This is a genomic window from Streptomyces sp. NPDC096046, assembly GCF_040303285.1.
GTDB lineage: Bacteria > Actinomycetota > Actinomycetes > Streptomycetales > Streptomycetaceae > Streptomyces.
In genome coordinates this window covers 30971-47796 of sequence record NZ_JBEOSZ010000047.1, presented here as the reverse complement: position 1 = coordinate 47796, position 16826 = coordinate 30971, and the positions used below count along the sequence as shown (strand labels likewise).

Sequence of the window (16826 nt, the reverse complement as noted above, 5' to 3'; positions counted from 1 at the left end):
ACGGCTTCGACGGAGCTCGTCAAAACTCGTCAATACGATGCCCCAAATCGTGCGTTGATCCGGAGAGAGTGGTCAATATCCGAGCAGAATCGAGCCTTGCCCGGGCCCGTGAGCACGAGGTCGTAGAAGAGCGGTCCGGTCAGCAGCACATCCGGCCGGTCATCGTCCACGGATGTGTGCTCTCGCTCACGGCTTCGACGGAGCTCGTCAAAACTCGTCAATACGATGCCCCAAATCGTGCGTTGATCCGGAGAGAGTGGTCAATATCCGAGCAGAATCGAGCATGGAATGATTGAAAATGACGAGTAGCGTTCCGGTCGTGCTGGCGGAACGACGACACCAACTCATCCTGCGGACCCTGCGCGCCGGTGGGCCCGCGGCCGTGACCGACCTCTCGGAGCAACTGGGAGCGAGTCCCGCCACCATCAGGCGTGACTTGGTCAAACTGGAAGAAGACGGACTGCTCACACGCGTGCACGGCGGCGCCGTCGTCGAGGCGGGCGACCAGCCCTTCGCCGAGGTCGCCGAGGTGCGCGTCACTGAGAAGGACGCCATAGCCGAGCGTGCCGCCGCGATGATCGAGGACGGCCAGTCGGTGCTGCTGGACATCGGGACGACGGCCTACCGCCTCGCCCGGCAACTGCACGGACGGCGGCTCACCGTGATCACCAGCAACCTGGTGGTCTACGAGGAACTCGTCGACGACGAGGGCGTCGAACTGGTCCTGCTCGGCGGCATGGTCCGCCGCGAGTACCGCTCCCTGGTCGGCTTCCTCACCGAGGACAACCTGCGGCAGCTGCACGCCGACTGGCTCTTCCTCGGCACCAGCGGGGTGCGGCCCGGCGGGCAGGTCATGGACACGACGGTCGTGGAGGTGCCGGTCAAGCGCGCCATGATCAAGGCCGGCGAGAAGGTGGTCCTCCTCGCCGACGCGGCGAAGTTCCCGGGACACGGGATGGCGAAGGTCTGCGGTCCCCAGGACCTGGACGCGGTGGTGACGAACGAGCCGGTCGACGCGGCGACGCGGACCTCCTTGCAGGAGGCGGGCGTCGAGGTCGTCGTCGTGGGAAGGGTGCAGGCGTGAAGCTGACGATTCTGGGCGGCGGGGGCTTCCGCGTCCCGCTGGTGTACGGAGCGCTCCTCCAGGACCACGCCGAGGGCCGGGTGACGCACGTCGTCCTGCACGACCTGGACGCCGGACGCCTGTCGGCGGTGACACGCGTCCTCGCCGAGCAGGCGGCCGGCGTCCCGGACCCGCCCGAGGTGAGCGCCACCACCGACCTCGACGAGGCCCTGCGCGGCGCCGACTTCGTGTTCTCCGCGATCCGCGTCGGCGGCCTGGAGGGGCGCGCGAACGACGAACGCGTGGCCCTGGCCGAGGGCGTGCTGGGCCAGGAGACGGTCGGCGCGGGCGGCATCGCCTACGGCCTGCGCACGGTCCCGGTCGCCGTCGACATCGCCCGGCGGGTGGCCCGTCTCGCTCCCGGCGCCTGGGTCATCAACTTCACCAACCCGGCCGGCCTGGTCACCGAGGCCATGTCCCACCACCTCGGCGACCGCGTCATCGGCATCTGCGACTCACCGGTCGGCCTCGGCCGTCGCATCGCCCGGGTGCTCGGAGCGAAGAACCCGGGAGAGGCCTGGATCGACTACGTCGGCCTCAACCACCTCGGCTGGGTGCGCGGCCTGCGCGTCGCCGGCCGCGACGAACTCCCGCGCCTGCTCGCCGACCCCGACCTGCTCGGCTCCTTCGAAGAGGGCAAGCTCTTCGGCGCCGACTGGCTGCGATCCCTGGGCGCGATCCCGAACGAGTACCTGCACTACTACTACTTCAACCGCGAGGCCGTCCGCGCCTACCAGCAGGCCGAGAAGACCCGCGGCGCGTTCCTGCACGACCAGCAGGCCCGCTTCTACGCCGAGATGAGGAACCCGGACGCCCCCGCCCTCGCGGTGTGGGACCGCACCCGCGCCGAGCGCGAGGCCACCTACATGGCCGAGAACCGCGAGACCGCGGGCGCCGGCGAACGCGACGAGGACGACCTGTCCGGCGGCTACGAGAAGGTCGCCCTCGCGCTGATGCGGGCCATCGCCCGGGACGAGCGCACCACCCTGATCCTCAACGTCCGCAACCGACACACGCTGTCGGTCCTGGACGCGGAGGCCGTCATCGAGGTCCCCTGCCTCGTCGACGCCAACGGCGCCCACCCCGTCACCGTGGACCCGCTGCCCGGTCACGCCACCGGCCTGGTCTGCGCCGTCAAGGCCGTCGAACGCGAGGTGCTGGCCGCGGCCGGCTCCGGCTCCCGCGCGACGGCCGTGAAGGCCTTCGCCCTGCACCCGCTCGTCGACTCCGTCCATGTGGCCCGCAGGCTGGTCGAGGGCTACACCGAGGTCCATCCCGGGTTGGCGTACCTTAGGTGAACGCCGTCTGGTAAGCGCTTTCCCCCACCGCTTGCCGCCTGCTCGCTCTTCCCGCTTCCTGGAGACATCCCATGCACGACGAAAGCCGCCGCATCGAGGAGCGCGTGCAGCGCCTTCACGACCAGCGCATCAAGACCGCGGTCTACGCGGCCACCGTGCCCTTCGAGGTGGAGGCCTGGCAGGCCCCGGGGGAGCCGGTCCCCTTCGAGGAGGCCGCCGCCGCCTCCTACCGGCCCTTCGCGATGGGCACCCCCTGGGGCCCGCCCTGGGGCACCACCTGGTTCCGCATACGCGGCCGGGTGCCGAAGGAGTGGGCGGGCCGCCGCGTCGAGGCCGTCATCGACCTCGGCTTCGTCGGCGACTGGCCCGGCAACCAGGCCGAGGCCCTCGTCCACCTCACCGACGGCACCCCGCTGAAGGCCGTCAACCCGCTCAACCAGTACGTGGCGATCGCCAACCCCGCGCAGGGCGGCGAAACGGTCGACTACCTGGTCGAGGCCGCCTCCAACCCCGACATCCTCGCGGACGACTTCGCCACGCCCACGCCCCTCGGCGACAAGCTCACCGCGGGCGACAAGCCGCTCTACACCTTCCGCGCCGCCGACCTCGCCATCCTCGACGAGGAGGTCTTCCACCTCGACCTCGACGTGCAGGTGCTGCGCGAGCTGATGCTGGAGCTCGGCGAGCACGACCCGCGCCGCCACGAGATCGCGCACGCCCTGGACCGGGCGCTGGACGTGCTCGACCTGGACGACGTCCCCGGCTCGGCCGCCGCGGTGCGCGGGGCGCTGAAGCCGGTGCTGTCCAAGCCCGCGCACGCCAGCGCCCACACGATCTCCGGCGTCGGCCACGCCCACATCGACTCCGCCTGGCTCTGGCCGATCCGCGAGACCAAGCGCAAGACCTCCCGCACCTTCTCGAACGTCACCTCGCTCGCCGACGAGTACGACGACTTCATCTTCGCCTGCTCCCAGGCCCAGCAGTACGAGTGGGTGCGCGACCACTACCCCAAGGTCTGGGCCCGCATCCAGGAGTCCGTCAAGAACGGCCAGTGGGCGCCGGTCGGCGGGATGTGGGTGGAGGCCGACGGAAACCTGCCCGGCGGCGAGGCCGTCGCCCGCCAGTTCATCCACGGCAAGCGCTTCTTCATCGAGCACTTCGGCATCGAGACCAAGGGCGTGTGGCTGCCGGACTCCTTCGGCTACAACGCGGCCTACCCGCAGCTCGCCAAGCTCGCCGGCAACGAGTGGTTCCTCACCCAGAAGATCTCCTGGAACCAGACCAACCGGTTCCCCCACCACACCTTCTGGTGGGAGGGCATCGACGGCACCCGCATCTTCACCCACTTCCCGCCGGTCGACACCTACAACGCCCGCTTCAGCGGCGAGGAGATGTCCCGCGCGGTCCGCAACTACCGGGAGAAGGGCGGCGCCTCCCGCTCCCTGGCCCCCTTCGGCTGGGGCGACGGCGGGGGCGGCCCCACCCGCGAGATCATGGAACGGGCCCGACGGCTGGCCGACCTGGAGGGCTCCCCGAAGGTCGTCGTGGAACACCCCGACGCGTTCTTCGCCAAGGCCCGCGAGGAGTACCCGGACGCGCCCGTGTGGGTCGGCGAGCTGTATCTGGAACTGCACCGCGCCACCTACACCTCCCAGGCCCGCACCAAGCAGGGCAACCGCCGCTCCGAGCACCTGCTGCGCGAGGCCGAGCTGTGGGCGACGACCGCCGCCCTGCACGCGCCGGACTACGCCTACCCGCACGAGAAGCTGGACCGGCTCTGGAAGACGGTGCTCCTGCACCAGTTCCACGACATCCTGCCCGGCTCCTCCATCGCCTGGGTGCACCGCGAGGCCGAGGCCGAGTACGCCCGTGTCGCGCGGGAACTGCACGCGCTGACCGCCGAGGCGCTGGCCGCGCTGGGCGCCGGCGAAGCCCGCGTCTTCAACACCAGTCCCTACGACCGCGCCGAAGTGGTCCGCACCGCCGACGGCGCACCGGCGTACGTGCGGGTGCCCGCGGGCGGCTCCGCTCCCCTCGCCGAGGCGGCGCCCCCACAGCCCGTGACGGTGCACGGCCGGATCCTCGACAACGGCCTGGTCCGGGTGGAGGTGGCCGAGGACGGCACCCTGTCCTCCGTCCGCGACCTGCGCGCCGGCCGTGAGGTTCTGGCCGAGCCGGGCAACCTGCTCCGCCTGCACACCGACCTGCCCAACCACTGGGACGCCTGGGACATCGACAAGCACTACAAGAACCGCTACACCGACCTCCTCGACGCCACCTCCGTCACGGTCGTCGAGCAGGACCCGCTGATCGGCGCCCTCCGCGTCGAGCGGTCCTTCGGCAAGGGCTCCACCATCACCCAGACGATCACCGTCCGCGCCGGCAGCCCCCGGATCGACTTCGAGACGGACATCGACTGGCACGAGACCGAGAAGATCCTCAAGGCGGCCTTCCCGGTCGACATCCGCGCCCCGCACTCCTCCGCCGAGATCCAGTTCGGCCACATCCAGCGCCCCACCCACACCAACACCACCTGGGAGGCGGCCCGCTTCGAGGTCTCCGGCCACCGCTGGGTGCACCTCGGCGAGCCGGGCTACGGCGTCGCCGTCATCAACGACTCGACGTACGGCCACGACGTCTCCCGCACGGTCCGCGAGGACGGCGGCACCACGACCACCGTCCGTCTCAGCCTGGTCCGCGCCCCGCGCATCCCCGACCCCGAGGCCGACCAGGGCCGCCACCGCCTCACCTACGCGCTGCTGCCCGGCGCGACCATCGAGGACGCCGTCGCCGAGGGCTACTCCCTCAACCTCCCGCTCCGGGTGGCCGACGCGGCAGGCGCCCCCGAACCGGTCGTCTCCGCCGAGGGCGAGGGCGTCACCGTGGAGGCGGTCAAGCTCGCCGACGACGCCTCCGGCGATGTCGTCGTACGGCTCTACGAGTCCCGCGGCGGTCGCGCCACCGGCACCCTGCGCACCGGGTTCCCGCTCGCCGGCGCCCAGATCACCGACCTGCTGGAACGACCGCTTCAGGACGCGGAGACGACCGACGGCGCCGTCCCCGTCGCGCTGCGGCCCTTCCAGATCCTGACCCTGCGCCTGCGGAGGGGCTGACCTCAAGGCCATGCAGCCGTGGTTCGAGGACGCCAAACTCGGGATCTTCGTCCACTGGGGCATCTACACCGTCGACGGCGTCCAGGAGTCCCGGTCGTTCTACGACGGCATCGTCCCGCACGAGCGGTACATGCGGCCCGCACGCCACTGTGCTGGCCGTCGAACTGGAAGGAGAACTGGACCTCTACCGGGGCGGGGGCCGCTTCTGACACTCCCGAATTGACCCACGAAGGAGGCACCGAAATGCCCCCTGTCGTGGGTCGCCCGGCTCTCTAGAGTCGATGTCATGACGACGACCCAGAACGACACGGGAAACAGCAGCGGCTTCGCACCGGTCCTCACCCGCGCCGCCGAGGCCGAGACGACGCGCGACCCCAGCAGCGTGATGACCCTGCTCGCCGACTCCGTGAACACCGGCGGGCGGCTCACCAGCTACCGGTCGACTTTCGCTGCGGGCGCGGTCGGCGCGCCCGCCCACCTGCACACCGAGGCGTCCGAGATGTTCTACGTGATCGACGGCGCGCTCCAGGTACTGATGGGCGAGGAGATCACCGTGCTGCGAGCCGGCGACTTCCTCCTCGTACCGCCGCACACGCCGCACGCCTTCGCCGCCGCGCCCGGTGCGACGGCCGACGTGCTGTTCGTCTTCACCCCGGGCGCGGGGCGCTTCGACTATCTGCGGCTGCTGGGCCGGGTGATGCGCGGCGAGGCCGACCCACAGGAGATCAAGGACTCCGCCGAACGCTTCGACAACCACTACGTCGACAGCCCCGTCTGGCGCCAGGCGCTCGCGGCCAGGGGCTGAGGCCTCAGAGGGGCAGCGCCTGAGCCGCCGCCCCGACGGGGCCGACCGGTTCCGCCGACGGGGGCGCGGGCACGCCCGGCAGCGGCTCTGTCGCCTCCGGCCGCTGCGGCGGCAGCGACACCGGCCGCAGCGGACGCGGCCCCGACACCACCGTGTAGTCCTGGCCCAGGAACGGCGGAGCCATCTCGCCCGGGTCCTCCCCGAGGGCCAGCCGCACCGCCGCCCAGGGGGCGTTGACGCCGCACAGGGACAGCTGGTGCAGTCCGCCGGCCGGGCGGGTGTTGACGTCCATGAGGACCGGCCGGTCGCCGAACATCCGGAACTGGATGTTGGACAGGTAGTGCAGACCGAAGCCCTCGGCGATCCGCCGGGCCGGGTCCAGCCACTGCTCGTGCAGGGTGAAGCCCCGGCGGCGGCCGTTCTTGGTGCGGCCCACCGCCAGCCGGACGAGATTGTCCGGGCCGGTGAGGCAGTCCACCGACACCTCGGGCTGCTCCAGTCGCGGCATCACCAGCCAGTCCACCGGCTCCTCGGCACCCCGCAGCGCCTCCAGCACCAGATCGAGCGGCACATACGGGCTGGGGAACCCGCTCAGATGCATCAGCGAGAAGGGCGTACGCGTGATCACGCGGAAACCCACCCCGCCGGCCCCGGACGCCGGCTTGAAGCACGCCTTGTGCCCGTCGGCCTCCAACTCCTCGACGGCCGCGACGAGTTCGTCTTCCGAGCGGACCCGGTACCACGGTGGCACCGGTACCCCGATCGCCTGAACCGCCTCGTAGGCGATCACCTTGTCGTGGAACACGGCCACGGCCTCGGGCGGTGGCGCCAGCAGGGCCGTGCCGACCGCCTCGAACTCGGCGCGGTGCGCCACGATCGCCGACTGGTGCAGCCGGGGCACGAACACGTCGATCCCGCGTCGCGCGCACTGGTCCAGCGCGTACTCGACATATCCGGCGGGGGAGAGGTTCTCGGGTTCCAGCTCGGCGGTGTCGGCGGCGGCCAGCACAGGCGAGTCGGGGTCGCCGTGGGTGGCATGGATCTCGACGGCCCGGTCGCTGGGATTCCTCCGCAGCTGATCCATGAAGAACACGTTCTCCGCGTACGTGCGGTTGAGCCAGACGCGTACGCGAGAGACCATGCAGGCCGCCTTTCACGGTTCGCGGGCAAGGCCGAGCAGCCCGTGCCCGGGCAGAAGAATGGAGGGACACCAAACCGCCCCTGTGAAGGGAATTTCCAAGCGGTGGTGTTGGGCCAGATCATACGGCTTCGGCGGGCCCCGCCGTGCAACGCGCCTGTGAAGGATTTCTCCTGTCACGGCAATCGGGCCGCCCTTGTCCCGCTCGCACGGATGTGATCTCTTGGTGGCGTCCGGGTGCGCGGAGGGGGCGAACGGTGATGTCGACGGCCGCTGGAGCCGCACAACTGCTGGCCGTCAGCGATCTGCACATCGGGTACGCGGAGAACCGTGCCCTGGTCGAGGGCATGCGGCCGGGGACGGACGACGACTGGCTGCTCGTGGCCGGTGACGTCGCGGAGACCGTGGCGGACATCCGCTGGGCCCTGGAGACGCTCTCGGGCCGCTTCCGCAAGGTCGTCTGGGTGCCCGGCAATCACGAGCTGTGGACCCACCCGAGCGACTCCGTGACCCTGCGCGGCGCCGCCCGCTACGCGTACCTGGTCGAACTGTGCCGCGGACTCGGAGTGACCACACCCGAGGATCCCTACCCCGTCTGGGAAGGCCCCGGCGGCCCGGTGGCGGTCGCCCCGCTCTTCCTGTTGTACGACTACTCCTTCCTGCCGGCCGGCTGCGCCACCAAGGAGCAGGGACTGCAGTACGCGCAGGGCACCGGGATCGTCTGCACCGACGAGTATCTACTGCACCCCGATCCCTACCCGAGCCGGGAGGCCTGGTGCCGGGCCCGGGTCGCGGAGAGCGAACGCAGGCTCGCCGAACTGCCCGGCGACCTGCCCGTGATCCCCGTCAACCACTACCCGCTGCACCGGCACCCGATGGACATCCTGTGGCACCCCGAGTTCGCCATGTGGTGCGGCACGGACCTGACCGCCGACTGGCACCGCAGGTTCCGCGTCCAGACGATGGTCTACGGCCATCTGCACATCCCCCGTACCACCTGGCACGAGGGCGTGCGCTTCGAGGAGGTGTCGGTGGGCTACCCGCGCGAGTGGCGCAAGCGGTCCGGGCCGCCGGGGCGGCTGCGGACGATCCTGCCGGGGGAGGGCGAGGAGCGGTGATCGAGGAACTGCTGCCGGAAGCCGCGGTCACCGTGGAGGCGTACGGCCACGAGGACGCGGCCACGCCGCTCTACCCCGAGGAGGCGGCGCTCATGACGCGGGCGGTCGCCAAGCGGCGCAGGGAGTTCGCCGTCGTGCGCTCCTGCGCCCGCAGCGCCATGGAGAAGCTCGGTGTGCCGCCGGGGCCGATCCTGCCGGGGGACCGCGGCGCTCCCCGCTGGCCTGAGGGGCTGACCGGCAGCATGACCCACTGCGACGGCTACGGCGCCGCCGCGCTGGTCCGCACCGCCGACCTCGCCTCCCTCGGCATCGACGCCGAGACCCACGGCCCGCTGCCGGAGGGCGTCCTGTCGTCCGTGTCCCTGCCGACCGAGGCCGGCCGGCTGCGGCGGCTCGCGGCCGAACGTCCCGGCATCCACTGGGACCGGCTGCTGTTCAGCGCGAAGGAATCCGTCTACAAGGCGTGGTTCCCCCTCACCGGGAAGTGGCTGGACTTCATGGAGGCCGACATCGAGCTCACCGCGGACGGCACCTTCCGCGCGGCACTGCTCGTCCCCGGCCCGCGCGTGGGCGCCCGCCGCCTCACCCACTTCGACGGCCGCTGGACAGCGGCGCGGGGCCTGATCGCGACGGCGATCGCGGTACCGCACGCCTGACCCGCTCCGCGTCGGCGCGGGTCAGGTCATCCCGGCCACGGGCCCGGCTTCCTCGGGCAGCCGGACCCGACCGGCGTGTCCCGCCCGGGGGCCGGGCGGGGCCGATGGGTCCGGGTCCGCGTCGCGGCGGAGGGCACCGCGTCATCGCGGGATCCGGGTCCGCGTCCCGGCCGCGGCCGGGCGCCCGCAGGGCTCCGGGCCCGGTTCAGGCAGACGGCCCGGGCCGTCCCCGCCGCTCCGGCAACCCCGTGCGGTGCCCCGGGTCAGGGGCCCGGCTCCGGGCACCAGTTCTCCAGGAGGCGGAAGAACGCCTCCTCGTTGCCGGTCAGCCCGGCGCGCTCCAAGGCCTGCTCCGCCTCGGCGAGCACCGCGGGCGGGACGAGCGGCGGGCCGCCCTCCAGGTCGAAGGCGGCCCGGACGGTGTGCAGCAGTCGCAGATAGGCCTGGACGGCGGTGCGTTCACGATCGGTCAGAACGGCGGTGGGCATCGGTCGGCTCTCCCCGTGTCGGCGTCGTCGGTCGAGCGCCCTCGCGGCGCGCACGCCCCGCACAGCGGTGGCGCACCTCCAGCTTGCCGCCCACCACTGACAATCCGGCCCCGCCGCCCCCCGGTTCGCCCGCTCGGCGGAGGCGGACGGCACCGGTCGCCGCCGGGGGCGGCCCGTCAGCCCTGCGGCCCGCGGTACCCCAGCGAGGCCTCGATCCGCCCCGCGAGGTGGTCCCGCTGCACCGGCCCCCGCGACGACGAACCGGCCAGCCAGGCCCGGCACTTGCTGGCGAGCAGCAGACCGAAGCTCTCGGCCTCCTTCTCGTCGTCGCGGTCGAAGCGGGTGCGCGCGGCGACCTTCAGCACGGTCGCCTGGAGGTCGGCTCCGTCGTCCAGTAGCCGGGCCGCGACGGCGGCGCCCCCGACGTGGTGGGAGCAGTGCCCGGCCTTCATGTGCCACAGCTCGTGGCCGAGGATCACCAACTGGTGATCGGGAGCGGTGCGTTCCTCGATCACGACGAGGTCCTGCTCGGCCATGTCGAGCCAGAGGCCGCTGGCGGTCCCGGGCGGGAAGGCGGCCGTACGGAACAGGACGGGGCGACCGCGGCGTCTGCTCATGCCGTCACACAGGGCGGCGTACAGCTCGTCGGGCCGAGCCGGCGCGGGGAGGGTCAGCTCCGCGACCAGCTCACCGCACAGGCGGCGCATTTCCTTACCGATGCCCACAGTTCTCCCCACGGTCACGACTCGGGCCGCTTGACGCTCTCCAGGAGCATGTCCAGCCACTCCGCGACCTTGTCGCGATGCTGGTCGGTGGGCAGTTGCGCGGCCCGCCAGGCGATGCCGCGCACGCCGTGGTCCTGCAACAGCCGCTCCAGCGGGTCGTCCGCCGCCGCGGCCGCCTCCCGCTCGCGGTCGGCGAGCTTCTGCAGCAGCTCCTGCTCGGTGTGCTGGAGGGCGCTCACCAGCGCCTCGGGGTCCTCGGCCGTCAGGAAGCCGGCATGCACCCGGAAGAACCGCTGGAGGGCGTCGCAGTGCTCCATGGTCGGCCGCCGGTCGCCGTTGATGAGGGCGCCGGCCTGCTGGCGGGACATGCCCGCGCCGTCGGCGATCTCCTGCTGGGTGTACTTGCGGCCGTTGGGCTTGAGCCGGGTCCGGCGCAACAGGTCCAGGCGCTGCAGGAACCGGGCCTGCACATCGGGCTCGCCCGCGGGCCGGCCGCTGAGCAGCGCCTTGACCACCGGCTCCGGGACGCCGGAGGCGACGGACAGCCGGCCGGTGTCGAAGACCTCGGCGTGCGGCACGCCGAGCCGGTCGGCGAGCGCGGCGACACGGGAGACGACGGCCGGTAGCACGGCCGTACGCGTGGCGCCCGGACCCTCGACGAAGCCACCCGTCACCGACAGATCTCCTACGTATCTCACAGGCTTCTCACAAGTGGATGCCGTGACCTACCCCGGCGTGAACTTCCCGGAGCGTAGCCGGTGCTTCGAACTCACATCCAGGTCTCGCCACAACTGTGGCCAATTTCAGCCGTCAACCGGCATGAAATGCCACGATAGTTGACACGCCTCAGCTCGGGGCAGCAGGATCGGGACGCCGCGTCAAGGCCGCACAGGCAAGAGGGGTGACCTCCCGATGGCATATCAGGCAGGAGGGCAGCGGCCGGCACCGCGGCCCGTCCCCGAGACTCCCGAGGTTCAGGCCTATCTGGAGGACTACGCCGGGCTTCTGGAGGGTGTCCCCTTCCCCTCGCTCGTCGTCGACCACTGCTGGGACGTGGTGCTGACCAACGGCGCCTTCCGGTCACTTTTCCGCGAGGTCGGCCCGCACCCGACGGCCATGCCGGACGGCAACTTCCTCAGGTTCGTGCTGTTCCACCCCGACGCCCCCGCGGTGCTCGGCGAGCACGAGGCGAGCTGGTGCCTGCCGATGCTCGCGCACTTCGCGCGGACCGTGGAGAGCCATGGCCCCGACCACGGCCTGCAGGCCATCCGCCGCGACATCGCCCAGGACCCGATCATGGAGGCCGCCTACCGGCACGGCCTGCCGCACTGGATCCGCGCGGTCGGCGAGGGCGCCGTCGAGCAGGACGGTGCCGTACGGCCGCTGCTGCACCCGGATCCGCGCCGCGGTGCCACCGAATGCCGGGTCGTGGTCGAGACGTCCAGGACACTCGACGAACTGGGCTGCGCCCGGGTCACGTTCGTCCTGCGCGCGGCGCGCCGCGCTCCGGCCCGGGAGCGCCGCACCCGCCGTAGCGCCGCACACCTGAGCGTCGTCCCCGCGGCCGACTGACCGGTCCCGTGCGCCCGCCCTCGCGGCACTCTTCCCCGGTTCTGTGGCGTGTGACATAGTACTGGCGTGATCGAGTCGCTGACCTGCGATGTCGTGGTGGTCGGAGCCGGTGTGGTCGGCGCCGCCGCCGCACTGTACGCGGCCCGGGCAGGCCTGGACACCGTCGTGGTGGACCGGGGCCCGGTGGCCGGCGGTACCACGGGAGCGGGGGAGGGGAACCTCCTCGTCTCCGACAAGGAACCCGGGCCGGAACTCGAACTGGCCCTCCTCTCCGCCCGGCTGTGGGCCGATCTGGCCCGGGAGGGACTGGGAACGGCCGTCGAGTACGAGGCCAAGGGCGGTGTCGTCGTCGCCGCGGCCGAGCGCGCACTGGCCGGGCTGGCGAAACGCGCCACCGAGCAGCGCGCGGCCGGGGTCGAGGCGGTTCCGGTGCCGTCCGACCGGCTCACCGACCTGGAGCCGTACCTCGCCCCCGGCCTCGCGGGCGGCGTGCACTACCCGCAGGACGCCCAGGTGATGCCCGCCCTCGCGGCGGCGCACCTGCTGCGCGCCTCGAAGGCCCGGGTGCTCACCGGGTGGGAGGTGACCGGGGTCCTGCGCGGCCCGGGCGGCGCGGTGCGCGGTGTGCGGACCGGCCGGGGCGACCTCCACGCGCCCGCGGTCGTCAACGCGGCCGGCACCTGGGGCGGCGAGGTGGCGGCCCGCGCCGGAGTCACCCTGCCGGTGCTGCCCCGGCGGGGTTTCGTCCTGGTCACCGAACCGCTGCCGCCCCGCATCCGGCACAAGGTGTACGCCGCCGACTACGTGGCCGACGTCGCCAGCGACTCGGCGGCGCTGCAGACCTCCCCGGTGGTGGAGGGCACCCCGGCCGGGCCGGTCCTCATCGGCGCCAGCCGTGAACGGGTCGGCTTCGACCGGTCACCGTCCCTCCCGGCGCTGCGCGCGCTCGCGGCGGGGGCGACAGGGCTCTTCCCGTTCCTCACGGGAGTCCGGGCCCTGCGGACGTACGCCGGCTTCCGGCCGTATCTGCCGGACCACCTGCCCGCGATCGGCGCCGACCCGAGGGCGCCCGGGCTCTTCCACGCCTGCGGGCACGAAGGCGCGGGCATCGGTCTCGCCACCGGCACCGGGCACCTCGTCGCGCAGGTGCTGACCGGACGGACACCCGACCTGGACCTCGGCCCGTTCCGGCCCGACCGCTTCACCGAGGAGGCCGAGTGAACCCGCTGGAGCCGGCGGGCGCCAGGCCCGGCCCCGCCTTCACGGTCACCTTCGACGGGCGGCCGGTCGAGGCGCTGCCCGGGCAGACGGTCGCCGCCGTGCTGTGGACGGCGGGCGTCACCTCCTGGCGCGCCACCCGGGGCGAGGGCCGTCCGCGCGGGGTGTTCTGCGGGATCGGCGTCTGCTTCGACTGCCTGGTGACCGTCAACGGCCGCCCCAATCAACGGGCCTGCCTGGTGCCGGTGCGGCCCGGGGACGTGATCGGCACGCAGGACGGAACGGGCCACGAGGAGGGGGCACATGCGGACTGACCTCGCCGTGATCGGCGCCGGACCGGCCGGGCTCGCCGCCGCCCTGGCGGCCTCCGCGCGCGGCGTACGGGTCACGCTCGTCGACGCCGCGACGCGGACCGGCGGACAGTTCTACCGGCAGCCCGCCGCCGGACCGGGCGCCGGGCGGCCCGAGGCGCCGCACCACCGATGGCGGACCTGGGAGCGGTTGCGGGACGGACTTGCCGCCAGTGCCGTACGCGTGCTGACGGATCACCACGTCTGGATCGTGGAGCGCACCCCGGACGGCTTCACCGTGCACGCGCTGCTCGGGCCCGAGCAGCAGGAGCCCGTCGAGGTGCCCGCCCGCGCCGTACTCCTGGCCACCGGCGGCTACGAGCAGGTGCTGCCCTTCCCCGGCTGGACCCTCCCCGGTGTCGTCACGGCCGGGGGAGCCCAGGCCATGCTCAAGGGCGGGCTCGTGGTGCCGGGGCGGCGGGCGGTCGTGGCCGGGACCGGGCCGCTGCTGCTGCCCGTGGCGACCGGACTCGCGGCCGCCGGCGTCGAGGTCGCCGCCCTCGTCGAGTCGGCCGCCCCCGGTCGCCTCGCCCGCCACGGCCGGGCCCTGGCCGGCAAACTCCCGGAAGGCGCCGGGTACGCCGCCCGGCTGCTGCGCCACCGGGTGCCGGTCCTCACCCGCCACACCGTCGTCCGCGCCCACGGCGACGACCGGCTGACCGGCGTCACCGTCGCCGCCCTCGACACCGACGGGCGCGTCCGGCCCGGCACCGAGCGGCACCTGCCCTGCGACACCCTGGCCGCCGGCCACGGCATGCTCCCGCACACCGACCTCGCCGAGAGCCTCGGCTGCCGCCTCGACGGGTTCGCCGTGGCCGTCGACACCGAGCAGCGCACGGACGTACCCGGAGTGTGGGCGGCCGGTGAGGCCACCGGCATCGGCGGCGCCGCCCTCGCCCTCGCCGAGGGCCACATCGCCGGCCACTCCGCCGCCGCGCACCTGCGGGACACCGCCCCCGACCCCGCTCCCGCCGCCCTCACCTCCCGCGCACGGCTCAGACGTTCCGCCGCCGCCCTCGACGCCGCCTACCCGCCGCCCGCGCACTGGGCCGAGCAGCTCACCGACGACACCGTGATCTGCCGCTGCGAGGAGGTCACCGCCGGGGCCGTGCGCGAGGCACTGGACCTCGGAGCGGGCGACGCACGCACCGTGAAGCTGCTGACCCGGGCCGGCATGGGCTGGTGCCAGGGCCGGATGTGCGGCACCGCCGTCGCCGGTCTCGCCGGCTGCGCCCCCACCCCGGCCAGGCGTCCGTTCGCCCGTCCCGTACCGCTCGGCGTCCTCGCGCGCCCCCACCCTCAGGAGGGACCGTCATGACCGATCACCGCCCCTGGCGCGGCGTCCTCGTCGCCACCGCGCTCCCGCTGGACGACGACCTCTCCGTCGACTACGACCGGTACGCCGAGCACTGCGCCTGGCTGGTCGGCAACGGCTGCGACGGTGTCGTACCGAACGGCTCCCTCGGCGAGTACCAGGTGCTCACCGCCGAGGAGCGGGCCCGGGTCGTCGAGACGGCCGTCGCCGCGATCGGCGGGGAACGCGTGATGCCCGGCGTCGCCGCCTACGGGTCCGCCGAGTCCCGCCGCTGGGCCGAGCAGGCCGGCGAGGCGGGCTGCCACGCGGTGATGCTGCTGCCCCCGAACGCCTACCGCGCCGACGAGCGCTCCGTCGTCGCCCACTACGCCGAGGTCGCCGGTTCGGGCCTGCCGGTCGTCGCGTACAACAACCCGATCGACACCAAGGTCGACCTCGTGCCCGAACTGCTCGCGCGGCTGCACGGCGAGGGGCACATCCAGGGGGTGAAGGAGTTCTCCGGAGACGTACGCAGGGCCTACCGGATCGCCGAACTCGCCCCCGAGCTGGACCTGCTGATCGGCGCGGACGACGTCCTGCTGGAGCTGGCGGTGGCGGGCGCCAAGGGCTGGGTGGCGGGCTACCCCAACGCGCTGCCCCGCGCCTGCGCCGAGCTGTACCGCGCCGCCGTCGGTGGCGACCTGGACACCGCGCTGCCCCTGTACCGACGGCTGCACCCGCTGCTGCGCTGGGACTCGCGGGTGGAGTTCGTCCAGGCCATCAAGCTGTCCATGGACCTCGTGGGCCGCCGCGGCGGACCCTGCCGCCCGCCCCGCACGGCGCTGCTGCCCGAGCAGGAGGCGGCGGTGCGCGCCGCCACGGAGAAGGCCCTCGCGGCCGGACTGGGCTGAGGGCCATGCGCAGCAAACTCGTCCTGCACGCCGTCGACTCGCACACCGAGGGCATGCCGACCCGCGTGATCACCGGCGGCATCGGCACCATCCCCGGCGCCACCATGAACGAGCGGCGGCTGTGGTTCCGCGAACACCGCGACGACGTCACACAGTTGCTGATGAACGAGCCGCGCGGTCACTCCGCCATGAGCGGCGCGATCCTCCAGCCGCCGACCCGGCCCGACTGCGACTGGGGCGTCGTCTACATCGAGGTCTCCGGCTATCTGCCGATGTGCGGTCACGGCACCATCGGCGTGGCGACCGTGCTGGTCGAGACCGGCATGGTCGAAGTCGTCGAGCCGGTCACCACCATCCGGCTCGACACCCCCGCGGGCCCGGTCGTCGCCGAGGTGGCCGTCGAGGACGGGGCCGCCAAGGCGGTCACCCTGCGGAACGTGCCTTCCTTCGCCGTCGGCCTCGACCGCGAGGCCACCCTCGCCGACGGCCGGACGGTGACCTACGACCTGGCCTTCGGCGGCAACTTCTACGCCGTCCTGCCGCTGGAGCGGTTCGGCCTGCCCTTCGACCGGTCCCGCAAGGACGAGATCCTCGCCGCGGGCCTGTCCCTCATGGCCGCCGTCAACGCCGAGGACCCGCCCGTCCACCCGGAGGACCCGTCCATCCACGGCCTGCACCACGTCTACCTGGCCGCCCCCGGCTCGACCGCCCGCCACTCCCGGCACGCCATGGCCATCCACCCCGGCTGGTTCGACCGCTCGCCCTGCGGCACCGGCACCAGCGCCCGCATGGCACAACTGCACGCGCGCGGCGAACTGCCGCTGCACACCGAGTTCGTGAACGAGTCCTTCATCGGCACCCGGTTCACCGGCAGACTGCTCGGCACGACCGAGGTCGCCGGCCGGCCGGCCGTCCTGCCCAGTTTCACCGGACGCGCGTGGATCACCGGCACCGCCCAGTACCTGCTCGACCCCGACGACCCGTTCCCGGCGGGGTTCGTCCTGTAGACCGGCCCGC

At 72.9% G+C, this 16826-nt stretch carries 16 protein-coding genes and 1 pseudogene; 13 read left to right on the top strand and 4 right to left on the bottom strand.

What is annotated here, in order from left to right; all coding sequences use genetic code 11:
• Positions 1-319 precede the first annotated feature (319 nt).
• The 5 genes and pseudogenes from ABTX62_RS30575 (at position 320) to ABTX62_RS30555 (ending at position 6339) form a co-directional block, all read left to right on the top strand.
• Positions 320-1084 (top strand): DeoR/GlpR family DNA-binding transcription regulator, encoded by a 765-nt coding sequence (locus tag ABTX62_RS30575; protein WP_352119224.1) that lies wholly within the window; start codon positions 320-322, stop codon positions 1082-1084.
• Positions 1081-2421, top strand: coding sequence for a 6-phospho-beta-glucosidase (locus ABTX62_RS30570; RefSeq protein WP_352119208.1), 1341 nt, complete (start codon positions 1081-1083; stop codon positions 2419-2421). Before ABTX62_RS30575 ends, ABTX62_RS30570 begins: the two co-directional genes overlap by 4 nt.
• Positions 2422-2492: 71 nt before the next feature.
• On the top strand, positions 2493-5534 hold the full coding sequence (locus ABTX62_RS30565; protein ID WP_352119207.1) for an alpha-mannosidase: 3042 nt from the start codon (positions 2493-2495) through the stop codon (positions 5532-5534).
• Positions 5535-5544: 10 nt separating this feature from the next.
• A pseudogene (locus ABTX62_RS30560) lies at positions 5545-5667 on the top strand (alpha-L-fucosidase); the annotation flags it as partial.
• 153 nt (positions 5668-5820) lie between these two features.
• Positions 5821-6339: a cupin domain-containing protein gene (locus ABTX62_RS30555; protein ID WP_352119206.1), complete on the top strand. Its 519-nt coding sequence runs from the start codon at positions 5821-5823 to the stop codon at positions 6337-6339.
• A gap of 4 nt (positions 6340-6343) precedes the next feature.
• On the opposite strand, the gene ABTX62_RS30550 is transcribed toward ABTX62_RS30555, so the two are convergent.
• Positions 6344-7480: an ATP-grasp domain-containing protein gene (locus ABTX62_RS30550; protein ID WP_352119205.1), complete on the bottom strand. Its 1137-nt coding sequence runs from the start codon at positions 7478-7480 to the stop codon at positions 6344-6346.
• A gap of 254 nt (positions 7481-7734) precedes the next feature.
• On the opposite strand from ABTX62_RS30550, the gene ABTX62_RS30545 reads away from it, so the two are divergent.
• Positions 7735-8595: a metallophosphoesterase family protein gene (locus ABTX62_RS30545; protein ID WP_352119204.1), complete on the top strand. Its 861-nt coding sequence runs from the start codon at positions 7735-7737 to the stop codon at positions 8593-8595.
• Positions 8592-9251: a 4'-phosphopantetheinyl transferase family protein gene (locus ABTX62_RS30540; protein ID WP_352119203.1), complete on the top strand. Its 660-nt coding sequence runs from the start codon at positions 8592-8594 to the stop codon at positions 9249-9251. The genes ABTX62_RS30545 and ABTX62_RS30540 overlap by 4 nt, the downstream gene beginning before the upstream one ends.
• Before the next feature lie 263 nt (positions 9252-9514).
• Here the strand turns inward: ABTX62_RS30540 and ABTX62_RS30535 are convergent, their stop codons facing one another.
• The 3 genes from ABTX62_RS30535 to ABTX62_RS30525 form a co-directional block, all read right to left on the bottom strand.
• On the bottom strand, positions 9515-9739 hold the full coding sequence (locus ABTX62_RS30535; protein ID WP_030841139.1) for a hypothetical protein: 225 nt from the start codon (positions 9737-9739) through the stop codon (positions 9515-9517).
• 176 nt (positions 9740-9915) lie between these two features.
• Positions 9916-10446, bottom strand: a complete 531-nt coding sequence (locus tag ABTX62_RS30530) for a toxin-antitoxin system, toxin component (RefSeq protein WP_283974434.1) — start codon at positions 10444-10446, stop codon at positions 9916-9918.
• 32 nt (positions 10447-10478) lie between these two features.
• Positions 10479-11138, bottom strand: a complete 660-nt coding sequence (locus tag ABTX62_RS30525) for a helix-turn-helix domain-containing protein (protein ID WP_352119223.1) — start codon at positions 11136-11138, stop codon at positions 10479-10481.
• A 238-nt stretch (positions 11139-11376) separates the two neighbouring features.
• Between ABTX62_RS30525 and ABTX62_RS30520 the strand changes: the two genes are divergently transcribed.
• The 6 genes from ABTX62_RS30520 to ABTX62_RS30495 all read left to right on the top strand — a co-directional run bounded on the left by ABTX62_RS30520 (position 11377) and on the right by ABTX62_RS30495 (position 16816).
• Positions 11377-12036, top strand: coding sequence for an MmyB family transcriptional regulator (locus ABTX62_RS30520; RefSeq protein WP_352119202.1), 660 nt, complete (start codon positions 11377-11379; stop codon positions 12034-12036).
• Positions 12037-12102: 66 nt separating this feature from the next.
• Positions 12103-13257, top strand: coding sequence for an NAD(P)/FAD-dependent oxidoreductase (locus tag ABTX62_RS30515; protein WP_352119201.1), 1155 nt, complete (start codon positions 12103-12105; stop codon positions 13255-13257).
• Complete coding sequence (locus tag ABTX62_RS30510) at positions 13254-13568, top strand: (2Fe-2S)-binding protein (protein WP_352119200.1); 315 nt, start codon at positions 13254-13256, stop codon at positions 13566-13568. The genes ABTX62_RS30515 and ABTX62_RS30510 overlap by 4 nt, the downstream gene beginning before the upstream one ends.
• Positions 13558-14922 (top strand): FAD/NAD(P)-dependent oxidoreductase, encoded by a 1365-nt coding sequence (locus ABTX62_RS30505; protein WP_352119199.1) that lies wholly within the window; start codon positions 13558-13560, stop codon positions 14920-14922. Before ABTX62_RS30510 ends, ABTX62_RS30505 begins: the two co-directional genes overlap by 11 nt.
• A complete protein-coding gene (locus ABTX62_RS30500) occupies positions 14919-15809 on the top strand; it encodes a dihydrodipicolinate synthase family protein (RefSeq protein WP_352119198.1) in 891 nt (296 codons plus the stop codon). The genes ABTX62_RS30505 and ABTX62_RS30500 overlap by 4 nt, the downstream gene beginning before the upstream one ends.
• A gap of 5 nt (positions 15810-15814) precedes the next feature.
• A complete protein-coding gene (locus tag ABTX62_RS30495; RefSeq protein ID WP_352119197.1) occupies positions 15815-16816 on the top strand; it encodes a proline racemase family protein in 1002 nt (333 codons plus the stop codon).
• Positions 16817-16826: the final 10 nt, after the last annotated feature.